Here is a 22,541-nt window from a genome sequence, read left to right as displayed (position 1 = left end):
GGAGGATATGGCGATGATGTATTTCGACGCACTCGAAACACGCTCGGCGGACGAACGCGCTTCGGATCAGGCCGCAGCGCTGGTAGAGCAAATCAAACGTGCTGCATCTGCCCCCGGGTTTGCTGCACATTTTTCTGAATCAGACACTAACAAGGTGGTCTCGGCAGATGATTTGCCGATGTTGCCGGTGCTGCGCAAATCGGACCTGATCCGGGCGCAGGCGGAACGCCCCCCTTTTGGTGGGTTCACCGTGAAGCCCGCGCGCCACTTTCATCACGTGTTCCAGTCCCCCGGGCCGATCTATGAACCGGGCAGCACCGATCACGACTGGTGGCGCATGGGCCGGTTCCTGCATGCCGCTGGTGTTGCAGCTGGCGATATTGTTCAGAACTGCTTTGGCTATCACCTGACACCGGCTGGCATGATCTTTGAAAACGGCGCCCGCGCTGTTGGTGCTGCCGTTCTGCCGGCGGGAACCGGGCAGACCGAATTGCAGGTGACAGCCGCGCGTGACGTTGGCTGCACCGCCTATGCGGGCACGCCTGATTATCTGAAAGTCATCCTGGACAAGGCTGACGAGATGGGCGTTTCGCTGAATTTCTCCAAGGCCGCTGTTGGTGGTGGCGCGCTGTTCCCGTCTTTGCGTCAGGAATATGCGGATCGCGGTATTTCGTGCCTGCAATGCTATGCGACGGCGGATTTGGGTAATATCGCCTATGAAAGCGCCGCGATGGAAGGGATGATCATCGACGAACATGTGATCGTCGAAATCGTGACGCCCGGAACCGGAACCCCGGTAGAGCCGGGCGAGGTGGGCGAGGTTGTTGTAACCTCTCTCAACCCGGATTACCCTCTGATCCGCTTTGCGACCGGGGATCTTTCTGCCGTCATGCCGGGTGTTTCGCCCTGTGGCCGGACCAACACCCGGATCAAAGGCTGGATGGGTCGCGCCGATCAGACCACCAAGATCAAGGGTATGTTTGTACGCCCGGAACAGGTTGCGGCCCTGGTCGACAAGCATGAGGAAATTGTCAAAGCCCGCGTTATTGCAGCCCGCCAGGGTGAGATGGACACGATGACGGTCCGGATCGAAAGTCCGCGCGGTGACGACCCGGCATATGCCAAGTCAGTGGCCGAAGTGTTGAAACTGAAAGGTGCGATCGAGGTCGTGGCCCCCGGATCCCTTCCCAAGGACGGGGTGGTGATCGAGGATCAGCGCGTCTACGAATAGCGGTGTTTTTCAGATCTGCGGCAGTTTGTGCCGCAGATTTGTTGACCGATGCACTGGTGTTTCCGAGCTTTTTGGTCGATTAAAGGCGAACCCTTCGCCTTTGCCAATCACAAGCCGGGATGATGGCCGAAATCGAGTTTTCACAGAACGGATCGCGCAATCGCGGTGTACGCGGTACCCGACTGCTGGCGGGGATCGCCTATGTCGTGGCTGCCGCGTGCCTTTTGCCGATGATCGCCGTGGTCCTGGCGGCTGTAACCGGGGGAACGGACACGATCTCGCACCTGATGGAGACGGTGCTGCCCGGCTATATCGCGACGACCCTGATTCTTGTGGTCCTGGTTGCGGCCGGCACGTTCAGCATCGGCACCGGGGCGGCTTGGCTGGTAACGATGACCCGTTTTCCCGGCGTGCGGATTCTGGAGATCGCACTGGTCCTTCCGCTGGCCTTTCCGGCGTATGTTCTGGCCTATGCCTACACCTTCATTCTGGATCACCCGGGCATCGTTCAAAGCACGCTGCGTGATGTAACGGGGTGGGGCCCGCGCGACTATTGGTTCCCGGAAATCCGCTCGACCGAGGGTGCGGCGGTCATGTTGATCCTTGTGCTTTACCCTTATGTCTATCTGCTTGCGCGGGCTGCGTTCCTGCAACAAAGCGCAACCGCGTTTCTGGCGGCGCGGGCGCTGGGCAACAATCCATGGCTGGCTTTTCGGCGCGTGTCACTGCCGATGGCGCGACCCGCCATTGCAGGCGGCGTTCTGCTGGCCGTCATGGAGACCATCGCAGATTTCGGAACCGTGTCGTATTTCGGCGTACAGACCTTTGCCACCGGGATCTACACAAGCTGGTTTTCCATGGCCGATCGTGCGGCAGCGGCGCAACTGGCCCTGTGCCTGCTGGTCTTTGCCTTGATCATGGCCGTGGCCGAGCGCACCCAGCGTGGCAAGGCAAAATACTATCAGGCGGGGAAACAGCATGTGGCGCAACCGGCGGCAAATCTGACGGGTCTGCGCGCCTGCGGGGCATTTCTGCTGTGTGCAATACCCGTTCTTTTCGGTTTTTTGCTGCCCGTCATCATTCTGGTCGAGATGGGCCTGGACTCCGAACAGAACCTGCTGTCGCAGCGTTATATCGGTTTCATCCAGAATTCGTTGATACTTGCTGGTACGGCGGCGGTCATCACCGTCTTTGCGGCGATCAGTGTCGGGTTCTTTCAACGTCTGAGGCCCGGGCGCGCCTCGTCTGCGACCGCATATATGGCGCGTCTGGGATATGCCGTTCCCGGTGGCGTCATTGCGGTTGGATTGATCGTCCCCTTTGCGAGTTTTGACAACGCGCTGGACGTCTGGATGCGACAGACCTTCGACGTATCCACGGGGCTGTTGGTGACAGGTTCCATCTGGCTGCTGGTCGCTGCCTACATGGTGCGCTTCCTGGCTGCCGCGCTTAGCGCGTATGAGGGGGGCCAAAGCACTGTACATGCGAATATGGACGCCGCAGCCCGTTCACTGGGGCAGACGCCGTTGGGAACATTGCGACGGGTTCACCTGCCGATTCTGACCCCCTCGCTGCTGACGGCCCTGCTGATCGTGTTCGTGGACGTGATGAAAGAACTTCCCGCCACGCTGATCATGCGCCCGTTCAATTTCGACACATTGGCGGTGCAGGCGTATCGGCTGGCCTCGGACGAGAGGCTGGAGGGCGCCGCCGTGCCTTCGCTGGTCATTCTGGCGGTGGGTCTGTTACCTGTAATCCTGATCTGCCGTCAGGTCGGCCGACGGTAACACTTGTGTCGCAATTGTAGGACAACTGCGCATCAGGCTTGATTCAAACACGATTTCCGGCAAGGCTGGAGGTATGAATATGCAGCCTCCCAGCCGGTTCTCGGCAAGCGCAGCGCAGATGCCCGTGGCTTTCGACCGGCATGAGATGTCTCAAATCCTATCCGTTTATGGTCGGATGGTCGCCGCCGGAGAATGGCGTGACTATGGTATTTCCAACCTGCGCGACATGGCGGTGTTCTCGATCTTTCGGCGCACCGCAGAACATCCGATCTACCGCGTCGAAAAGCACCCGCGCCTGAGGTCCCGGCAGGGAATGTATTCCGTCATAGGTATGGATGGCCGCATCCTGAAACGCGGCCACGATCTTCGGGCAGTCCTGCGGGTACTGGAACGCAAGCTGATCCGGGCCGTAAACCCGGATTAGAGCCTTTTGTGGGCCGTGACCGGCCCGTCACCCTGATCCATTATGCGGCGGATCGCCTGATCCATTGGTTCGAATACCACCGCCATATGGCTGGCGTTCGCATGCAAAAGCATGTTTTGGCCCGAAACCCAGGCCACGTGCCCTTTCCAGAACAACAGATCACCCCGTTGCGCAGGGCCCCCTTCGATCACGGTTTTGCCCAAAGCGCGTTCCTGATCGCCGCTGTCGCCGGGGCACGGCAGGCCACAAGCCAAAAGCGCCGCTTGAACCAACCCGGAACAATCGATGCCGAACCGGCTGTTGCCGCCCCACAAATAGGGTGTGCCCAGAAACAGCTGGGCCACTTCGACCGGGTCGTCAGGCTTTTCGGTCATCGGCGCCGTGTGTACCTTTGGGATATATCCCAGTTCGGTTTCAACAAACCGGTCCGTCTCGGTCCTGGCTTGGATTTTGCTTCCGAAACTCAGCGACACCAGATCGCGGCTTTTGAAATCCGCTTCCTGGTAGGCATGCGTTGCAGGCGCCGTGATCCAATGCGTCGCAGGCGCATCCGCCGTCAGCTGATCTGTTCGCAACCAGCCGGTATACCCATCTTTGTCTGCGATGACCCTGTTCCACCCGCTCTTTGTTTCCTCGATCTGAACCGTATCACCGAACAACAATTGCCGGTCGCGTGGCCCGTCTGGGCTGCGCAGCAAATCGACAACGGGTGCGGAAACTCGATGGCGTGTCACAGTCCCAATATCTCCGGCAACGCCGTCAGCACGGCACGAGGTCCCTGACCCAGACCGCCCTTGGTGCGCCCCGGCTCTTTGCTGGGCTGCCAGGAATAGATGTCGAAATGGATGTAGCGGCGTGTGCCCACGAACCTGCGCAGAAACAGAGCGGCTGTGATCGACCCTGCAAACCCGCCCGACGGCGCGTTGTCCAGATCGGCGATGCCGGGTTCAATCATCGCTTCATAGGGCGCGTGGAACGGCATGCGCCAGACCGGATCAGCCGAAGCCTCAGCGGCATGCGACAGAGCAGACGCGCAGCGCTGATCATCGGTATAGAAAGGTGCCAGATCGGGGCCCACAGCCACACGGGCGGCCCCGGTCAGCGTCGCCATCGAGATCACCAGATCGGGTTCACCTTCCTCAGCAAGCGCCAACGCGTCAGCAAGCACCAGACGCCCTTCGGCATCCGTATTGTTGATCTCGACCGTCAGTCCCTTGCGAGAGGTCAGGATGTCCCCTGGGCGGAAGGCATTTCCGGCAAGCGCGTTTTCGACTGCCGGTATCAAGACCCTCAATTGCAGGGGAAAACCCAGCTGCATGATCATCCGCGCCAACCCCAACACATTGGCCGCGCCACCCATGTCTTTCTTCATCAGACCCATGGATGCGCCCGGTTTCAGGTTCAATCCACCCGTATCGAAACACACCCCCTTGCCGACCAGAGTCAGTTTGGGGCCGCTGCTGCCCCAATTCAGCTCGATCAACCGGGGGGCTTGTTCGGCGGCGCGCCCTACGGTGTGGATCATAGGAAAATTCTGTTCCAGCAAGGCCGCGCCGCTGATCACGCTGCACGCGGCACCGAATTCACCGGCCAGAGCCTCGGCCGCCTGCTGCAACTGCTCAGGACCCATATCCGAGGCTGGCGTATTCACCAGATCGCGGGTCAGAACTTCGGCATTGGCCATCGCTTCGATACGGTTGGCGTCGACACCTTCGGGCGCAACCAGCGCCGCGGTTCCAGCAGATTGAGACGCGTAGCGATCGAAGGTGTAACCTGTCATCAACCAGCCAAAGCACTCCATTTCCAGACGATCAGCGGGAATGCCGGACGCGATATGATAGGTTCCTTCGGGCAATGCCATGGCTGCGGCGGCCAATGGGAACCTTTTTCGCTCGCGCTTGTCTTCTGTTCCATACCCGGCCAGCACAAAATCAACCGCGCCATGCGCGCCTGGCACCAGCAGGGTCTGCCCCATCGCACCTGTAAACCCGCTTGCGGCAACCCAGGTCCGGACGGTATCCGGCTGGTCCTGCAACCAACTGTCCAAATCCGGCTGCGCAATCACATGAAGCGGTATGGACGGGTCAGAGGATGGGGCGAAGGACAGGGTCATGGGCGTCTCGGCTGATGGTTTCTGCGCACAGACTAGCCGCGCATGATCTGCCCGCAACCCCTGTCAGACGGAAAGGTCCTGCTGGTCCCAGACGGCGGTCAGCGATCGTTCGCCCACGCGGATCAAACGCCCAAGCGTCGCGCCTGCCGCAACGGCGTCACCGGCATCGACGGTGTGGGCCACGTCACCCGCCACCCGGGCCAGGGCCGTCATCCCGATCTGTTCGGATATAGCGACCAGTGACCTGGCGCATTTGCGCAGGTCCGCCCATTCGCGCTGACGCCAGTAGCGTTCGCAGTTTGACAGGCGCACGGCAAGCTCTTCGACCGTGCGACACAGAACATCCAGCGCATTCTTGTCGCCAAGTTGCCGGTACAGCCCGCTCAGTTGATCCGAGTCCAGACGGACGGATTCCTTATGTTCAAGCGTGATAATCTTTTCCACCACATTCACCCTAGTTCAAACGCCCCCACGGCGCGGTGTTGATCCTGGCAGAAAATTCCTTTGCAAAACCTTGCGGGGAAACTGGATAATGGCTCGAATTTTCGTTGAATTCGGTTTAGATCATCCTTCAGCGACAAGAACGGGGACATTGAAATGGAATTTGCCAAACCTCTGCCGAGCTACCTTGTAAAACGGTATCACGGTTGGAAGGCCACAACATATTCGGAAAACCAGGTCTGGTATCGCCGTCTCGCCGATGAAGGGCAACGCCCCCGCGCCATGGTCATATCCTGCTGCGACAGCCGGGTTCACGTAACGTCCATGTTCGGCGCTGACCAGGGCGATTTCTTTATTCACCGCAATATCGCCAACCTGGTGCCGCCCTATGCACCGGACGGGGACCACCACGGCACCAGCGCCGCGATCGAATACGCTGTAACGGCGCTCAAGGTCGCTCATTTGATCGTGCTGGGGCATTCGCAATGCGGCGGCGTGCAGGGCTGCATCGACATGTGCAAGGGGCAGGCGCCGCAACTGGATGCCAAGGACAGCTTTGTTGGCCGCTGGATGGATATTCTGAAGCCGAAATTCGAACTGGTCGCGGATATCGAGGACGGTGTCGAACAGGCCCGGCAGTTCGAACGTCAATCGGTTGTCGCTTCGCTGGAAAACTTGATGACCTTCCCCTTCGTCTCGTCAGCCGTTGATCAAGGCGCGCTGAGCTTGCACGGCTTGTGGACGGATATCGGCGCAGGCGGGCTTGAAAGCTATGACCCTTACCAAAAAAAGTTCGTCCCGGTCTGACAGTGACAGAGCTGGAAATCCGAAACAACAATGGCGGCTCTGATTCAGGGCCGTTTTTGGTATACTCCACCCATTACACCTGAAGATTGGAGCCTGCCATGAAAGTCATCAAGCGCATCTTCGCAGGATTGGTCGTTTGTCTTCTGGTTTTGGTCGCGGTTTCCTATCTGTTGCCGGGCAAGGCGGAAGTTTCGCGTAGCATCGCGATCGACGCGCCGGCAAGCGCCATCTTTCCGTACGTGAATTCGATGCAGGAAACCGAAAAGTGGTCTCCGTGGCTGCACCAGGACCCCGAAACCAAACTGACCTATTCTGGCCCTGCCGCCGGAGTCGGGAACACTCTGAACTGGGCGTCGGATCACCCGCAGGTCGGTACGGGATCACAGGAAATCGTCGAAAGCGTGGAAAACCAACGGGTCAAAACGGCGCTGGATTTTGGCCCGATGGGTACTGCCACAGCGTCCTTCATCCTTGAGCCTGACGGGGCGGGAACCAGAGTGACCTGGGGGTTTGACTCGGATCTGGGTCTGAATCCCATGTCCCGCTGGATGGGTTTGATGATGGATACGTGGGTGGGCGAGGACTATGACCGTGGTCTGACCAATCTGAAAGCACTGGTTGAAAACCAAAGCTAGGCTGCTTGTTTGTGGGAAAGCATGCGGAGGTGTGCTTGACCGAAGCCCTAGCCCAGTCGAAACCGGGCAAGCTTTCCCAGGTGATCGGATCCCATGAAGGGGCGCAGCTCAACTGTTCCGGTTGTGCCTTTGGGGAACAACAGGTTGTCTATCGGCAATGGGATTTTCCAACTGCCGAGGTTGTGGGTGTTCAGGACGGTTCCAAAGCTTTGGTTGTTTGCGGCTGCTCCGATCCGTCTGACGCTTTCGCCCCAGGGCACCATATTGAAATCCCCGGCAATCAGAACCGGTCCTTCAAGTTGGCTGATGCGGTCGGCAATCACCTGGCTTTGTCTGGACTGGTCGTAAGGAAATGGCCAGTTCAGATGAACTGAAACAACCCAGACCAAGTCACCGCCGGGCGCTTTGACCTGTAACCCCACAAGCCCATAACCTTGCAGACAGAACTCGGAATTCTCGACAATCGGCAAGGTCGTCAGGATGGCGACGTTTTGTTCAGGGCGGAATTCACAGATCACCTGTTCGGGGTAATGCTCGAACAGGTTGCTCATGTACTTGCGGTTGTGGCTGGAGACTTCCTGCAAGGTCACGATCTGAGCGTCTGATTCAAGGATATCATCGGCCAGCGAATACCGGGGCCAGGCTTTGCTCATCAGGTTCTTCTGGTACAGCGTCAGGCAGGTGTCGTCGCAATCGTCCGAGGGCGCGGCAACGCTGGCCGCGATGGACCCGATGGCAATCCCGGAAAAGACCAAGGTGGCCAATGCAAGATATCTGGCGCGCATGAAAAGAAGAATTACCGCGCAGGGGAGAAGCAAAACACCAGCCTGAGGCCGGAGCAGAGCGATTGAATCTCCCACGGCAAAAACCTGCCCCGTAAAGCCAATGACGACCAGTATCATCAGAACGCATGTGCATCCGATGGTCAGGGTTCTGGCAATCCTGCGTCTGGTCGAAATGTGCATGCCCTGCCTCTTTTACCTTGCACCGGGCGGTTTTTTTCCGGACTTCCGACATCCGCCACGAACAAGGTTCAGTTTTAGGTGGCAAGCGTGTCTGGTTTTGTCAACAGGTTGGCGATTTTCACCGCGCGCAAGACTGTACCCTAACCGAGGTTCATAGCGCAGCCATGATGGATGCGGGTGATGGACCGGAAGGTGCCGATTTGGTGGAAGAGGTGATCCGAGCCGGTTCTGTTGAGCGCATTGACGGGCCACCTCGGGCGCGGACTCACCTGTGACGTTGACTGCTGATCACGGTGGTAAAGGTTCGTGTTGCGCGACTTTGTGCAAGTGCAATGGCGCTCAAAACCAAGGCACAGGCCACTGCTTGCGCACCTGTGATTGTTTCACCGAAGGCAAAAACGCCCACGGCAAACATTGTCGGCAGTTCAATGCTGCCGATAACGGCCGTGCGCGATGCCCCGATGACAGGGGAACAGACGGTGTAAATCAGCTGGGGAACCAGTGCCGTCATAAGACCGATCCCGACGATCAGAAACCAGTCACTGCCGCCTGCTGGCAGGACTTCGCCAATTTCCGAAGAGATAATCAAAGGGGTTAGCCCGACGACCGACCCCAACGAAACCGACGCTATCCTGGCCAAAGGAGCAATTCGCGAAAGACGGTGTACAAGCACGCATATGCCGAAGCCAAATCCGAAAGGTGCAGCCAAAGAGACAAGCAGCGTTGGAATTTGGTCAATCGGTACGGATGCCGGAGACCCTGCAATGCCTGCCGCAAGAACAATCAAACCGGCCGCAACAAGGCTGCGCCGCGTCGGCGGATCGGCGAATATCGCCCAAGCGATGATGATCGTAAACACCGGGTAGGTCATGTAAAGAACACCCACCGTTGATGCCGGCACTGTTTCAAGTGCGGTAACATATCCGACCCACCCAAGCCCCATGACTGCCCCCGCAGCCATACCCCAGACTATTTCCCGCCGGTTTGAACGATGCTTCAGAAGGGTTGGCAACAATAGGATCGCCGTCAAGATGTACCGATAAAACGCAACCGCGTAGGGCGCGAGTCCCTGGTCAGTGAGACCCCGGCTGAAATAGGGTACAAAGCCAAAACAGATGGATGCAAAGAACACTCCCGCCCCGGCAAGGGCGTAGGGTATTGGATCGTGCTTGGTTGATGTTGGTCGGCCCATCTTTAACACCTACCATGCAGTATTTCCGTTGGCATCAGCAACCTGACCGAACCGTCACGTCGTCTGTAAACCAGCTATTGGGAAACGCAAAAAACCCGCCGAACAATCAGCGGGTTTCCTGGTTCTCAAGCTTTGACCAAAATCGGGATGTCAGCCCTTTTTCAGAACCTCGCGGCCCAGAAGCTCCGCGATCTGCACCGCGTTCAGGGCGGCGCCCTTGCGCAGGTTGTCGCTGACGCACCACAGGTTCAGACCGTTCTCGATGGTCGAGTCCTGACGGATACGGCTGATGAACGTGGCGAAATCGCCCGCGCATTCGACCGGCGAGACGTAGCCGCCGGCTTCGCGCTTGTCGATCACCATGATGCCCGGTGCTTCGCGCAGGATGTCGCGGGCTTCGTCTTCGTCCAGGAATTCCTCGAACTCGATGTTCACGGCCTCGGAGTGGCCGACAAACACGGGAACGCGCACGCAGGTGGCTGTGACCTTGATCGACGGATCGACGATCTTCTTGGTCTCGACAACCATCTTCCACTCTTCCTTGGTCGAGCCGTCTTCCATGAAGACGTCGATCTGAGGGATGACGTTGAAGGCGATCTGCTTCTGGAATTTCTTCGGCTCAACTTCGGTAGTCGGGTTGTAGATGGCCTTGGTCTGATCCCAAAGCTCATCCATGCCTTCCTTACCGGCACCGGAAACCGACTGATAAGTCGACACCACAACGCGCTTGATCTTCGCACGGTCATGCAGCGGTTTCAGCGCGACAACCATCTGCGCGGTCGAGCAGTTGGGGTTAGCGATGATGTTTTTGTTCTTATAGTCGTGGATCGCTTGCGGGTTACATTCCGGCACGATCAGAGGGATCTCGGGGTCATAGCGATAGAGCGACGAGTTGTCGATCACCACACAGCCAGCCGCAGCCGCTTTGGGGGCATAGGTCTTGGTTGCGTCCGAGCCGATGGCGAACAGGGCCATGTCCCAGCCGGTGAAATCGAAGGTGTCGATGTCCTGGGTGGTCAGTGTCTTGTCGCCAAAGCTTACTTCCGTACCCAGCGAACGACGGCTTGCCAGCACGGCAAGTTCATCGACCGGGAACTGGCGTTCTGCCAGAATGTTCAGCATTTCGCGGCCCACGTTACCCGTGGCGCCGGCGACAACGACGCGATAGCCCATTTCATGTCTCCAAAGTTAAGGACGCGCGTTCATAGCCGCGTTGCAGCAAAGAAAAAAGGGCTATCACGGGTGAATTGGCCGAATTGACGTCGATTTTAACCCGAATGCGCTTTTTCACCCGTGTTCAGCAAAGACCGATAGACCCGCACGATGGCCTCGGCCTCACCTTCGATTCGAAAATGCTGCTCGACACGCTGTCTTGCGGCCTGACCGGATTGCACCAGCTTGTCCAGATCGCTCAACATCTGTTCCAGTGCTTCAGCCAGCGTCCCGGCGTTGTCCTTTTCGATCAAGCGGCCGGTTTTCCCGTCCTCGATCTGGGCGCTGAACGCTCCGACCCCGTGGCAGGCGATTGCAGGCACGCCGGAGGCCATCGCCTCAAGCGGTGTAAGGCCGAACCCTTCGTGACGGGCCGGGGCCACGAACAGGTCAAGGGCGCGGTAGGTTTCAACGATCTCCTCCCAAGGGCGCTCGCCCAGGAAGTGCACCCGTTCCGACAGCCCGGCAGCTTTGAGTTTGGCTTCCTGCTCCTGTTGGAACGCTTCAAATTCTTTGGTGGCGCGCCCGGTGAACACGATGCTGGCGTCGGGATGGTTCGGCAGAATCTCGATCGCCGCATCCACCAGCAGATCGACACCTTTCTGAGGTCGAATACGCCCGAAACACCCGATCAAGGTCCCTTCCGGCAGCCCCAGCTTCTGCCGCAGGGCGGTTTTGTCTTCGGCCGGGTGAAACAGTTCGGTGTTCACACCGTGCATGATGACGGTTGCGGGATGTTCCAGAAACGACGCCGCTTGCGGCGTTGTGGCGATCAGCGCATCCATCTTCGAAATCAGCCACTTGGTGAACCCCGAATGATTTCGTTGCGCAGCCGAGGTGAACAGAAGTTTCAGATTGCGTCGCAGCACATGTTTCAGAAACAAACCCATCAGCATTTCGGTGTTGCGCCGTGCATGCCACACCCGGAGCGTTCTGTTCGAAAGGAACGGAATTTTGATCAACCGGATATGGGGCAGATCACCCGGCAGGCCGGGTCCCGTGGCGACGATCCTGATCATGTGCTTTTGAATCGGCAACAGGCGGATTACGGTTGTGGTGACGCCGGAGAGGCTGTGTTTCAGGTTCGGCGCTATAACCTCGATATCCTGCACGGCTTGCTCCGCAATTGCTTCAATCCACATTATCCTGGCTGAATAGATAAATCACGCAACCGATGGCAAGGGTTACCGCAAAAAACCCGAAAATCGCGGTGTAGGGCGCGGTTGTTCCAGCCTGGGCCGTGGCGGCATGAATGCGCCCGGTGACAAATTGGGCGATGCCGACCCCTCCGATTCCGAAAAGGTTCAACAGGGTTACGCCTCGGCCCACCAGATGGGCGGGAACGAAGGCCCGACCATGGGCCATGATGACCGGAAAACTGGCCCCGGTGAACCCTATGATGGCCAACAGCAGAACGGACAGCCATGTGGCATGGTCGATCCAAACGCAAAGCAGGGTCAGCGCCACGACACCCAGCGCGTTGCCCGTGAAGATAACCCACTTCCGAGTGCCGAAGACACGATCCAGCGGTCCGTAGACAAAGGTACCGGCGATCATCGCAGACCCCATGACCAGTGTCGCAGTGCCGATCTGGGTGGTGCTGAGCCCGAAGACATCGTTCAGATACGGCCCGGCCCATAGCCCGCGCAGCGCGGCAGAGGGCGCATAGGCCACCAGCATCAAGGGCATGATCAGCCACAGTGCAGGCTCTTTCAGCAGGTCCAGAAGTGAACCTTTGTGTTCCGTATCAACCTTCGCTGGATCGCGCAGGCTCAGCCAAATACCCAAAGCAATCGCAGCAGATATAACGGCCAGCCCAACCATGGTGGCGCGCCATCCCATCCATTCGACCGCAAGCGCAGTCGGATAGGAGGCCACGAGATTGCCCACCGAGCCAACACCCAGCATGACGGCAGCCAGTGTCGCGAATTTCGCAGGCGGGTATTCGCGGGCAAAGATGAAATAGGAAGCCATCAGAACCGGAGAGCACCCAACCCCGATCAGGCCCATGGCAACACTGACATGCAACGGTGAGGTCGCGACCGCAAAAATTGCGGATCCTCCTGCGCCGCCAACCAGAAGAAGCGCGGCTGCGGTCAGCCTGGGCCCAACCTTGTCCAGCGCCCAGCCGACCGGGATTTGCATTGCAGCGAACACCAGAAACCAAAGGCCGGATGCAAAGGCCAGATCTTCGGGTGTAGCGCCGATATCGCGTTCAAGATCCAGGCTGAGCACAGCCAGAAATGCACGGAAAAACTGGCTGAGCACATAGCCCAGGCACAAAACCACCAAACCCGCCTGCATATTCCGCCTCTTTTCCGCTTTTCCGCAAGGAATGCTTGGCACGCAATGATGCAACGCACAAGCATGTGTACTATGTTTCAAAACGAGGACTCGGGCCGCATTCCGGCTATCATTGCCAGAAGTTTGATTTCGAGGGGGAAAATGAAAGACCTCCATTCCGCATTTTACGAAAACCTGCCCCTGTTGAGGGATTTCACCCGTCTGGCGGATCCGGCGCAGTTTTCGCCGGTGCCCGACGACTGGTTTCTGGGGGTTGCCGACATCGTCGATTCAACCGGCGAGATCGCGCGGGGGCGATACAAAACCGTCAACACCGTGGGGGCTGCTGTTATCTCGGCGATGATAAACGCGATGGACGGCAAGTTGTTTCCCTATGTCTTTGGCGGCGACGGGGCGGCGTTTGCGATCCCCCCCAGCGAAATTGAAGCAGCGCGGGATACTCTGTCAGCCATGCGGCGCTGGGCGGAAGAAGAGTTTTCCATGCCGTTGCGTGCGGCGCTGGTGTCGGTGGCGGATATCCGAAAAGCAGGCAGGGACTTGCGCGTCGCTCGTTTTGCGCCCTCTTCCGGGGTGGATTATGCCATGTTCTCGGGCGGAGGCTTGGCCTGGGCCGAGGCAGAGATGAAAGCGGGCCATCACATGATCGCGCCTGCCGAACCGGGTGCGCAGCCGGACCTGACAGGCCTGTCATGCAGATGGTCAAACAGCCCGGCGCGGCACGGTCAGATCGTGTCACTGGTCGTTGAACCCACTGCGTCGGCAACTGAACGCGACTTTGCCGACCTTGCGCAATCGGTTCTGTCCGCGTCAGAAGAGCTGGAGCGCGCAGGTCATCCGGTGCCTGTAAATGGTCCGCCCATGACGTGGCCGCCCCCCGGCCTCGACATTGATGCGCATGTTTCGCGCAACGGGCGGAATTTGTTTCTGCACAAGCTCGTTCTTCTGTTTCAGAACCTGCTGATCGCGATATTGTTCAAAACACGCAAGAAGCTGGGACAGTTCGAACCCGAACACTACAGGACGATGGTCAGCAGCAATGCCGATTTCCGCAAGTTCGATGACGGCCTGAAGATGACGTTGGATTGTGACCCGGCCACTTTGCGACAGATCGAACACTTGCTGAAAGAAGCGCGCGGGCGCGGCAAAATCCGATACGGTCTGCACGTGCAGGACGAGGCGATGATGACCTGTTTCGTCCCGTCGGCCACACGGGACGATCATGTGCATTTCGTCGACGGTGCCTCGGGCGGATACGCCCAAGCCGCAGCGGCCATGGTCCGTTGAGCGGTTAGTCGGCTTTCCATCGTGCGGCGAGATCACGTGCCGTTTGCGTCAGCAGCATCACATCAATGCCAACCGCCAAAAACTGTGCGCCCATATCCAGATATGCCTGACGGGCCTCGTCATTTGTGGCCAGAATGCCCGGCGCTTTGCCTGCGGCCTTGATCCGCGTCAGTGCATCCCGGATAACCGCGCGCACCTCGGGTGCCGCGCTGTTGCCCTGATGGCCCATATCGGTCGACAGATCAGCAGGGCCTATGAATACGCCATCCACGCCTTCAACATCCAGGATGTCGTCCAGAGCAGCAATTCCGGCGCGGGTTTCCACCTGCAACAACAAACAAATCTCCTGATCTGCGGTCTGAATATAATCTCCGACCGATCCGTACATCGTCGCCCGCGATGCCATCGCGCCCACGCCACGGACACCGGCAGGGGGATAACGGCAGGCCCGAACCAGATCTTGCGCCTGCTCGGCACTTTCCACGATCGGAACCAGAATGGTCTGAGCACCCGCATCCAGAACCATCTTGATTAGCCAGGTCTCACCCACGGGAACCCGCACAACCGCATGAGAGTCGCTTGCCGCAAGTGCCAGAAGCTGGTCCCGGATCGACCGGATATCGTTAGGGGCATGCTCTCCATCGATTACCAGCCAATCAAAACCCGCGGTTCCCATCATCTCTGCCGCTGCGGGCTCGGCAAAGCTCATCCAGCACCCGATCTGGGTTTCTCCCTTTTTCAGAGCCTGTTTGAACGCGTTTTGCTGCGCAGCCATACTGTTTCCTTTGTTGCAAAATCTTCGGCGCGACGTGGTCGCGAAAGTGGCCGTTTCCACATCTTCTTCCGTGGCGCAAAATTGTCCAGTTTTAATGCAATTTGGCGTCATCGGATTGACGGCGGCAAAGGCGTGTCACGCAAGGGCGGCGGCGACCCTGCGGTTCTTGTGCTTCAAACCGAAAGCCGAGGGTTCCCTTGCGTAAATCACGGATTTCGGCGATAATTTTGGCATGACCGACGACCTCCCACTGACGTCGCGATCTTTGCCCATTGCGCTTTTGCGGGCGCGGGAAAAGGTTATGGGACCCATCCGAGCAATGCTGGCCGACGCCGGTGTCACCGAACAGCAGTGGCGCGTGTTGCGCGTATTGAACGAAGAAGGCCCGCAGGAACCGACGCATATTGCCGAACGCGCCTGTCTGTTGTTGCCAAGCCTGACACGGATATTGCAGAAACTGGAGCATCGCGGCCTGATCTCCCGACGATGCCATCCGGCGGACCGGCGTCGCCAGATTGTCGAGATCGGTGAGCGTGGCGTTCAGATCATTCATGCTAATCAGCCCGCCAGCATGGCACAGGCGAAACGCATTCGTTCCCTTCTGGGGCCGGAAAAACACGAATTGTTGCTGGATCTTCTGAACGAGTTGAACGACCTGGATACCTGATGCCGGTCGCAGAACATGGGTGTCATCTGCAAGGACCCCGCCGGAGATTTTAGGGGCGATCTCCGACGGGGTGGCCAGACTTGGATTTGGGTTAGGCCTGGCCTGAGGCCGGTTGCGTCACGCCTTGCCTGACGGTCCGGCCTGCGCATCGGAGTATTGAAGAGCCGGAAATGTGGCTCTGACTAGGGTCTTTCGGCCCTTGGGGGAAGGGCCATGCACCTATGCTCTCCGAAACAGACTTAGGCAATTGCCGATCGTTACGTGGGTCCGCAAGTGGTTTCCTCGCGTCACTTTGGTCGCTTATGGTGCCAAGGGCGCGGTGTTGCTGTCTTCGCATCTCATAAGATGGATGCGTCAAACCAGTCTTCCTCAGTACCTAGCCCGACTTTCGTCTGAGCCAAGTGTTAACCCGATTTGTTTGTACCTTGATGCGTCCATAAAGACGGATATGCACTTGTTTTGATACGGCGGTTTTCTTTCAGGTCAGAATTGAGCAGGTTCGCGCTGAAACAACTCTTGGATAGCGGCGAAATCCAGCGCGCTTTCCCGGCTTGCTGACTGTTCTGGCAGGCGTAAGATGACGGCAAAGCAATATTCAGGAACCAACATGTCGAACAGTGTGTTTTCCCTTCCCGATCCAATCACCATCCCCATTGTTGGCGAGACCGCAGGGTATCCTGTTGGGCGCATTTTCTGCGTCGGTCGAAACTACGCGGCCCATGCTGCCGAGATGGGGAATGAAGTGGATCGCGAAGCACCATTCTATTTCACCAAATCTGCGCCAAACGCGATTCTGACTGGTTCGACCGTCCCGTATCCAGCCGGGACCGAGAATTACCATCATGAGATGGAATTGGCATTGGCGATTGGAAAGCCTGTGTTTCGGACCACCCGTGCGCAGGCATGGGATGCTGTCTACGCCTATGGCTGTGCGCTTGATATGACCCGCCGCGACCTGCAAATCCGCGAGCGAAACAAGCAGCGACCCTGGGATCTGGGCAAAGACGTCGAAAACGGAGCGGTATTCGCACCGCTGACGCCCACCGCTGCCTGGTCACCGGACGAAAACAAACACATCCGCCTCAGTGTAAACGGCGAACTGCGCCAGAACGCGACACTGGAAGAGCTGATTTGGAAGATAGACGAAATCGTTGTGCACTTGTCCGGTTTTTACCATCTGCGCCCCGGCGATCTGATCCTGACCGGCACGCCCGCTGGCGTGGGCCCGGTTGTAGCAGGAGATGTTCTGACTGGTGAAATCGATGGGCTGGAGCCGATTCAGCTCACGCTGTCTGACGTCGGATAGACCCTATTTAGGGTCTTTCAGCCAGTCAATTGCGAACTCTACATGCGTGACGCCTGCCAGCCTACGCACCCTGTCCAGCTCAGCGTTCAGGCGGCGGGTGCGGGCGTCAGACCAGCGCACTCCGCGTTCGGGCCAGAGCGCTTTGACATGCAGCAGGTCGCGATCGCGATGCGCCTTCATGTCGATCCGGCCGATCAATCGATCGCCTTCAAGCAAGGGGAAGACGTAATACCCATATGTGCGCCTGTCTTCGGGCACGAAAATTTCGATGCGATAGTGAAAGCCAAACAGCCGCTCGGCCCGGTTTCTGTCCCGAAGCATGGGGTCAAACGGGCTGAGCACTCGGATCCGACCAGGCGGTTGCGGCAAGTCGGTTGCCCGATCCATCAATTCAGGGCGGGCAAAGGTTTTGCGCAGGCGTCCATCGGCGCAAGTGACCTCGATCTCTTCGATATTGCCTTGAGCCAACGCCGTGGCACACCAGTCTTTGGCTTCGGCGGTGGTAACCGTGCCCCAGAACGCGGCCAGCTCGCCGGACGTGGCAAAGCCCAACCGGTCCAGCGCTGCGTTGCACAGCCAATCCACGGTCGCCGTCGCATCACAGGCCATGTTCCCGGGGCACAGGCGGGTTTCGATCACACGTTCAGTCAGATCATACCGTTTCTGAAACCCGTCGCGGCCCACAACGGTCAGGGCCCCGGAACGCCACAGAAACTCCAATGCGGTTTTTGACGGGTGCCAGTCCCACCAACCGCCCGAGCCTTTCTTTTCATCCTTGCCAACGTCTGACGAACACACGGGCCCGTGGTCGCGGATGTGTTGCAAGACAGTCTCGAACTGTTGCTCGAACCCATCCCGCCGCCAGTTCTTCCAGCGTGCCTTCAACAGATCCGCATCACGCTGAAAGCGCAGATGCCAGTGCGGATAGAACGACATGGGGATTACGGCCGCATCATGTGTCCAGTGTTCGAACAGCGCTTTTTCCCTTTCATAGAGCCTTTTCAGGTTGGCGCTGCGATACGCAGGCCGTCGGGAAAACAGGATCATGTCATGAGCGCGGGCAACGGTGTTGATGCTGTCGAGCTGCACGAACCCCAACCGCTGGACAAGGTCAAGAAGCCCGGCGCCCTTGGCCGCGCCCGCAGGCTGTTCGGCCAAAGCATGGCGATCCAGGAAAACGGCGCGGGCCGTCCGGTTGTCGAGCCGCTTCAGGGGCGCATTCATCGTCGTTTCAGAGTGTCGCCATAGCTGATCTTGGGGGTCAGCGTGACCCGTGTCTCGATTTCGGCCTCCGGGTCCTTCAGGCGTTGAGCGATGATCTGCGCGGCCTGACGTCCTATGTCCAGACGACAGGCATCCATCGTCGCCAATTTGCGCGGAAGACCCTGCAAAAGTTCCACGTTGTTGAACCCCGCCAGACCGATCTGCCCCGGGATATCCACGCCTTGCTCCAGCAGGTACAACAGACCACCAGCTCCGATCATGTCGTTGGAATAATACAGGAAATCCAGATCGGGTGACCGATCAAGCATGGCCTGTGTCATCTCGCGCCCTTTGGCCAGGGCAGAGCCACCGGAATAGAACTCGCGATCTTCGATCTCGATCCCGTGTTTGCCCAGCACTTCCGTAAACCCTTCAAAGCGTTTTCGGGCGCGGTGATCCAGCGGCATCTTGGTGCCCATAAAGCCGATATGCTGATACCCGGCCTTCAGGATCGCCTGCGCCATTTCGCGCCCGGCGCGGCGATGCGAGATGCCGACCATCGCGTCGACAGGTTTGCCGTCGGTATCCATGATCTCGACCACCGGAATGCCAGCCGAATCCAGCATGGCGCGCGCCGCGTCGGTGTGTTCCAGCCCTGCAATGATCACGCCCGAGGGTCTCCACGAGAGCATCTCGTACAGCACTTTTTCCTCTTTTTCGGGCAGATAATCCGTCACGCCAACCACGGGTTGCAGTTCGGTATCTTCGAGCACCTGATTGATGCCGGTCATCACCTCGGGAAATACCATGTTCGAAAGTGAGGGGATGATCACCGCGACCAAGTTGACCCGGCTGGATGCCAGGGCGCCCGCGATCTTGTTGGGGACATATCCCAGCTCTTTGGCGGCGGCCAGAACGCGGGTGCGGGTGGCGTCGGACACATCCCCCCGGTTACGCAGAACCCGGCTCACCGTCATCTCTGAGACACCGGAAGCCTCGGACACATCACGAAGGGTAAGCGGGCGTTTGGTTTCACTGTTCACGGGAGGCACCTGCGTTGTTGTTTTGTCCGATGCTAGCGTGAACAGGTCGGTGTGTACAACAATTGTGCAAAGGCGATGACAACCCGGAAAATCCCGGTTACAGAAGGCAGGGCGCGGCCCCGTGGCTCAACTGGATAGAGCAGCCCCCTCCTAAGGGGCAGGTTGCAGGTTCGAATCCTGCCGGGGTCGCCAGTTTTCCCAGATTGACGTTCGACATCCAAAGTCCGTTTTTACGACAAAAAACGGTTTTTTGAATTGCCCTCGAATCTACCTTCCTTTTAGCGCAGTTCTTTCAACAACTTGTGTGTCGTGGATCGGTTCGTTCATTCCGGCCGGGTTCGATGGCGCAACCCAACCAGGATGCGTTGACACGCAGCACGTTAGTTGTTCCCTAATCGTTTCACAGGTTCCGGAACCTTTCACACCCATCAGTCCCGCCAGCCCCGGCGGTGTGGACAACGGCGCGGCAAGCCCCGTCGCGCCTCGAAAGGATTCTGCGATGCCCCGTGCCACCACCACGAATCCATTTCATGCGCTGCGTTTCGAAGACGACCTGCCGACGCTGCACGCGGTCGAACGGCGCCTGAAAACATTCCTGCGCGGCCTCCGCAGGCAACGCCAGGCGGCGCAGACCGGTGACGATGAAGGCGCCCGCGACAAGATGGACCAGTTCTTCGACTATCTGAATGAGGCCGAGCGGCGGAAGATCCGGCGTCGCGCGCACCGCTACGTGCAACGGCTGGACGCCCTGTCTGGTCTGTCTCACCTCAGCGAGGAAAACCGCGCGAAGCTGACGCCCATTCGTGGCGGACTGCCGGTCAGCCGCATCACCACCGAACACGAGGCGGACGAGATCGCGACCGCCTTGCATGCTGAGATGCCCTGGATGGCGCCCGCCACCGAAGCCGTCTGGCACGGGTTGCGGGCCTCGACACGCGAGGGCCTGCCGGGTGTCCGCTTCGCCCCGCTGATCCTGAACGGCCCGCCTGGTATCGGCAAGAGCTTCTGGGCCCGGCGACTGGCCCACCATCTGGAGGTCCCTGCGACCAATATTGATGCAACGGGCAAGCCGGCGTCCTTCGCGCTCACCGGATCCCAGCGCGGCTGGGGCAGCGCCCATGCGGGCAAACTGGTCAACACGGTCCTGAACAACCGGCATGGCGGGCCGCTGGTCATCATCGACGAGATCGAAAAGGCCGACGAGGTCCACTCCAACAAAGGCACGCGGCACACGCTGACTGACGCCCTGCTGCCGCTGCTGGAGCGGATGACGGCGGCGACCTGGGAATGCCCGTTCTTCCAGGTCAAGATGGACATGTCCTGGGTCAACTGGGTGATGACGGCGAACAGCCGGCAGGGCCTGCCAGAACCGTTTCAGAGCCGCTGCGTTGTGCTGGACCTGCCGGACCTGACCACGGGGCAGTTAAGGGACTTCGCCATAAACGAAGCCGCGCGGCGGGGACTCTGGCTGAACCCTCTCGGGACATTGCTGCGCAATGCCCTGCCGGGCAGCAGACGGGTCGTGCGTTCGGCTTCGGCCAGAGCGGCCCAACCACGTCTGGTCCTATGATTACGTCCAAGATCGAACCGCCGATGGGCGGGCCTACCGTACCCTGAACATCATCGACGAATACACCAGTGAGGCGCTGATGATCCGCGTTGATCGCAAGCTCAACTCGACCGACGTGCTGGATGCGCTGACGGACCTTTTCATTCTGCGGGGACCGCCGGAATACATCAGGTCCGACAACGGCCCCGAGTTCATTGCGCAGAAGGTGCAGGACTGGATCGCGGCCGTCGGCGCCAAAACGGCCTACATCGAGCCGGGGTCACCTTGGGAAAACGGCTTCTGCGAAAGCTTCATCGCACGGTTCCGCGATGAACTGCTCAACGGCGAGCTATTCTATAGCCTAAAGGAAGCCAGATTCCTGATCGAGCAATGGCGTGTCCACTACAATACCGTCAGGACACAGTGCACTGGGCTACCGTCCGCCCGCGTCAGAATGCATCGTGCCGGTGGACCAGAGGCCGACGATGAACTAACAATCAGACCGGACCACCCGACGGGGGCACGCCAGGTGCCTTACTTAGACAAGCCACAACACAAGGCAACATGCGATTGATCCGAGGGACAGGCTTCCAACAACCAATTGCAAGTGGAAGCGAGATGCCGGTTGGGCGCTGTGCGCTTCCAATCGGGAATACACGCGGCGTGCGTTCATCCACGCTCCCCAATAGATCAGCAGCGAGATCAACCCAAAAAGAGTGGCTGCGGCTTTCGCCAACCACTCGGGCTCGACGGCGGAAAATACGGCCTTGAGGCCAAGGGCGATGGCCACGCATGCCATCCCGGTTCTCATCCAACCCGCAAACGTGCGCTCATTGGCCAAAATGGTGCGGTCTTCGGCCCAGTCGGTCCGCTCTTCGGCCAAGTTTTGGCTTTTCGTGTTTTTATCAGACATTGCCACCCTTTGGACTGGTCACCAGATCAGAATGTGCAGGCTAGCCTATTTTTCGGCAAGCCTGCACAAGACCTTAAGCGCGCGCAGTTGGATCTCGAAATGCCAAACGCGCCCGGACACCGCGTCAGCTTGATTTGGAGATCGCCCGCAGCATCCAAGCTGCCTGCTCGTGAAATGCCGAACGTTCGGTCGCCAGATCTTCAGTCACGACGTCTTTGCGGCTGCCTGCAAGCTCGGTCAAGGCGTGCAGGCGGTGCGCCACCCGCTCGTGATCAGCAGCCAGATCTTCGATCATGTCGGCGGCGGTCAGGTCCCCTTCGCGGTCCTTGATGACCGAGAAATCCAGGATGTCGGACATGCGCGAGGGTGCCAGATGACCCAGCGCGCGGATGCGTTCCGCGATCTCATCAGCAGCGGCGAACATGTTTTCGTACTGTTCTTCGGTCAGCTTGTGGATCGAATAGAACAGCGGGCCTTCCACGTTCCAGTGATACGCATGTGTCTTGAAGGTCAGCCGGTAGGTGTCGGCCAGAACATCAGCCAGACCCTTGGCCAAGGGCGCGGTGTCGCGCACGCCAGTGGAAACGGGGTTTTCGTTCGGGACAACGTTCAATGCGTCGGTCATGACAACTCCTTTTTTCTACTGGGGAAGAAACGCCCAAAGCCTGGCGTTGTTCCACTTTCGACGAA

At 58.8% G+C, this 22,541-nt stretch carries 22 protein-coding genes, 1 tRNA gene and 1 pseudogene; 11 read left to right on the top strand and 13 right to left on the bottom strand.

Annotated features, from left to right (window positions below; genetic code table 11):
* Nucleotides 1-13: 13 nt before the first annotated feature.
* From ACR0FB_RS10610 to ACR0FB_RS10600, 3 genes are all read left to right on the top strand, one after another.
* Entirely contained in the window at nucleotides 14-1,231 is a 1,218-nt protein-coding gene (locus ACR0FB_RS10610; protein ID WP_171635786.1) for a phenylacetate--CoA ligase family protein, read from the top strand.
* A 122-nt stretch (nucleotides 1,232-1,353) separates the two neighbouring features.
* Nucleotides 1,354-3,018, top strand: a complete 1,665-nt coding sequence (locus ACR0FB_RS10605; protein WP_480620593.1) for an ABC transporter permease — start codon at nucleotides 1,354-1,356, stop codon at nucleotides 3,016-3,018.
* A 73-nt stretch (nucleotides 3,019-3,091) separates the two neighbouring features.
* Complete coding sequence (locus ACR0FB_RS10600) at nucleotides 3,092-3,442, top strand: DUF2794 domain-containing protein (protein WP_117871396.1); 351 nt, start codon at nucleotides 3,092-3,094, stop codon at nucleotides 3,440-3,442.
* On the opposite strand, the gene ACR0FB_RS10595 is transcribed toward ACR0FB_RS10600, so the two are convergent.
* The 3 genes from ACR0FB_RS10595 to ACR0FB_RS10585 form a co-directional block, all read right to left on the bottom strand.
* Nucleotides 3,439-4,176, bottom strand: coding sequence for an NlpC/P60 family protein (locus ACR0FB_RS10595; RefSeq protein WP_171724044.1), 738 nt, complete (start codon nucleotides 4,174-4,176; stop codon nucleotides 3,439-3,441). The genes ACR0FB_RS10600 and ACR0FB_RS10595 overlap by 4 nt on opposite strands.
* The gene (locus ACR0FB_RS10590; RefSeq protein ID WP_480620591.1) at nucleotides 4,173-5,555 is read right to left on the bottom strand and encodes a leucyl aminopeptidase family protein; all 1,383 of its coding nucleotides are present in this window, start codon (nucleotides 5,553-5,555) and stop codon (nucleotides 4,173-4,175) included. Before ACR0FB_RS10590 ends, ACR0FB_RS10595 begins: the two co-directional genes overlap by 4 nt.
* 63 nt (nucleotides 5,556-5,618) lie before the next feature.
* Nucleotides 5,619-6,008 carry a hypothetical protein gene (locus ACR0FB_RS10585; RefSeq protein WP_170345768.1) on the bottom strand — a complete coding sequence of 130 codons (390 nt, stop codon included), beginning with the start codon at nucleotides 6,006-6,008 and terminating at the stop codon, nucleotides 5,619-5,621.
* Between the two features lie 144 nt (nucleotides 6,009-6,152).
* Here ACR0FB_RS10585 and ACR0FB_RS10580 point away from each other — a divergent pair, with 144 nt between their 5' ends.
* Both ACR0FB_RS10580 and ACR0FB_RS10575 read left to right on the top strand, forming a co-directional pair.
* Complete coding sequence (locus ACR0FB_RS10580; protein WP_152459543.1) at nucleotides 6,153-6,803, top strand: carbonic anhydrase; 651 nt, start codon at nucleotides 6,153-6,155, stop codon at nucleotides 6,801-6,803.
* Between the two features lie 98 nt (nucleotides 6,804-6,901).
* Complete coding sequence (locus tag ACR0FB_RS10575; RefSeq protein ID WP_480620589.1) at nucleotides 6,902-7,438, top strand: SRPBCC family protein; 537 nt, start codon at nucleotides 6,902-6,904, stop codon at nucleotides 7,436-7,438.
* Between the two features lie 47 nt (nucleotides 7,439-7,485).
* Here ACR0FB_RS10575 and ACR0FB_RS10570 read toward each other — a convergent pair whose 3' ends face one another.
* The 5 genes from ACR0FB_RS10570 to ACR0FB_RS10550 all read right to left on the bottom strand — a co-directional run bounded on the left by ACR0FB_RS10570 (nucleotide 7,486) and on the right by ACR0FB_RS10550 (nucleotide 13,111).
* Complete coding sequence (locus ACR0FB_RS10570; protein ID WP_171724046.1) at nucleotides 7,486-8,403, bottom strand: endonuclease/exonuclease/phosphatase family protein; 918 nt, start codon at nucleotides 8,401-8,403, stop codon at nucleotides 7,486-7,488.
* 265 nt (nucleotides 8,404-8,668) lie between these two features.
* Nucleotides 8,669-9,595 (bottom strand): DMT family transporter, encoded by a 927-nt coding sequence (locus tag ACR0FB_RS10565; protein WP_480620587.1) that lies wholly within the window; start codon nucleotides 9,593-9,595, stop codon nucleotides 8,669-8,671.
* Nucleotides 9,596-9,745: 150 nt separating this feature from the next.
* A complete protein-coding gene (locus ACR0FB_RS10560) occupies nucleotides 9,746-10,768 on the bottom strand; it encodes an aspartate-semialdehyde dehydrogenase (RefSeq protein WP_480620585.1) in 1,023 nt (340 codons plus the stop codon).
* A 95-nt stretch (nucleotides 10,769-10,863) separates the two neighbouring features.
* The gene (locus tag ACR0FB_RS10555) at nucleotides 10,864-11,919 is read right to left on the bottom strand and encodes a glycosyltransferase family 4 protein (RefSeq protein ID WP_480620584.1); all 1,056 of its coding nucleotides are present in this window, start codon (nucleotides 11,917-11,919) and stop codon (nucleotides 10,864-10,866) included.
* A 19-nt stretch (nucleotides 11,920-11,938) separates the two neighbouring features.
* Nucleotides 11,939-13,111: an MFS transporter gene (locus tag ACR0FB_RS10550; protein WP_480486124.1), complete on the bottom strand. Its 1,173-nt coding sequence runs from the start codon at nucleotides 13,109-13,111 to the stop codon at nucleotides 11,939-11,941.
* Between the two features lie 141 nt (nucleotides 13,112-13,252).
* Here ACR0FB_RS10550 and ACR0FB_RS10545 point away from each other — a divergent pair, with 141 nt between their 5' ends.
* Nucleotides 13,253-14,395 carry a DUF3095 domain-containing protein gene (locus ACR0FB_RS10545; protein WP_171635484.1) on the top strand — a complete coding sequence of 381 codons (1,143 nt, stop codon included), beginning with the start codon at nucleotides 13,253-13,255 and terminating at the stop codon, nucleotides 14,393-14,395.
* Nucleotides 14,396-14,399: 4 nt separating this feature from the next.
* Here the strand turns inward: ACR0FB_RS10545 and ACR0FB_RS10540 are convergent, their stop codons facing one another.
* Entirely contained in the window at nucleotides 14,400-15,170 is a 771-nt protein-coding gene (locus tag ACR0FB_RS10540; protein WP_480620582.1) for an HpcH/HpaI aldolase family protein, read from the bottom strand.
* A 232-nt stretch (nucleotides 15,171-15,402) separates the two neighbouring features.
* Here ACR0FB_RS10540 and hpaR point away from each other — a divergent pair, with 232 nt between their 5' ends.
* Together hpaR and ACR0FB_RS10530 are read left to right on the top strand one after the other, a co-directional pair.
* Complete coding sequence (gene hpaR / locus ACR0FB_RS10535; protein ID WP_171206457.1) at nucleotides 15,403-15,837, top strand: homoprotocatechuate degradation operon regulator HpaR; 435 nt, start codon at nucleotides 15,403-15,405, stop codon at nucleotides 15,835-15,837.
* A 607-nt stretch (nucleotides 15,838-16,444) separates the two neighbouring features.
* Nucleotides 16,445-17,143 (top strand): fumarylacetoacetate hydrolase family protein, encoded by a 699-nt coding sequence (locus ACR0FB_RS10530; RefSeq protein ID WP_480620678.1) that lies wholly within the window; start codon nucleotides 16,445-16,447, stop codon nucleotides 17,141-17,143.
* A 3-nt stretch (nucleotides 17,144-17,146) separates the two neighbouring features.
* Here the strand turns inward: ACR0FB_RS10530 and ACR0FB_RS10525 are convergent, their stop codons facing one another.
* Both ACR0FB_RS10525 and ACR0FB_RS10520 read right to left on the bottom strand, forming a co-directional pair.
* Complete coding sequence (locus ACR0FB_RS10525; RefSeq protein WP_171724052.1) at nucleotides 17,147-18,367, bottom strand: winged helix-turn-helix domain-containing protein; 1,221 nt, start codon at nucleotides 18,365-18,367, stop codon at nucleotides 17,147-17,149.
* A complete protein-coding gene (locus tag ACR0FB_RS10520; protein ID WP_171724053.1) occupies nucleotides 18,364-19,389 on the bottom strand; it encodes a LacI family DNA-binding transcriptional regulator in 1,026 nt (341 codons plus the stop codon). Before ACR0FB_RS10520 ends, ACR0FB_RS10525 begins: the two co-directional genes overlap by 4 nt.
* Nucleotides 19,390-19,504: 115 nt before the next feature.
* Between ACR0FB_RS10520 and ACR0FB_RS10515 the strand changes: the two genes are divergently transcribed.
* From ACR0FB_RS10515 to ACR0FB_RS10505, 3 genes and pseudogenes are all read left to right on the top strand, one after another.
* A tRNA-Arg gene (locus tag ACR0FB_RS10515) sits at nucleotides 19,505-19,581 on the top strand.
* A gap of 307 nt (nucleotides 19,582-19,888) precedes the next feature.
* Entirely contained in the window at nucleotides 19,889-20,959 is a 1,071-nt protein-coding gene (locus ACR0FB_RS10510; protein ID WP_480620579.1) for an AAA family ATPase, read from the top strand.
* Nucleotides 20,904-21,432: pseudogene (locus ACR0FB_RS10505) on the top strand (integrase core domain-containing protein); the annotation flags it as partial. The gene ACR0FB_RS10510 and the pseudogene ACR0FB_RS10505, both read left to right, overlap by 56 nt.
* A gap of 44 nt (nucleotides 21,433-21,476) precedes the next feature.
* Here the strand turns inward: ACR0FB_RS10505 and ACR0FB_RS10500 are convergent.
* Nucleotides 21,477-21,851: a YidH family protein gene (locus tag ACR0FB_RS10500; RefSeq protein ID WP_171635494.1), complete on the bottom strand. Its 375-nt coding sequence runs from the start codon at nucleotides 21,849-21,851 to the stop codon at nucleotides 21,477-21,479.
* A gap of 124 nt (nucleotides 21,852-21,975) precedes the next feature.
* The gene (locus ACR0FB_RS10495; RefSeq protein ID WP_171635495.1) at nucleotides 21,976-22,476 is read right to left on the bottom strand and encodes a Dps family protein; all 501 of its coding nucleotides are present in this window, start codon (nucleotides 22,474-22,476) and stop codon (nucleotides 21,976-21,978) included.
* Nucleotides 22,477-22,541: the final 65 nt, after the last annotated feature.

It is taken from the genome of Ruegeria sp. P10, assembly GCF_056534925.1.
Note: the sequence above shows the minus strand (reverse complement) of the source record. Positions and strands in the feature narration are given on the sequence as shown.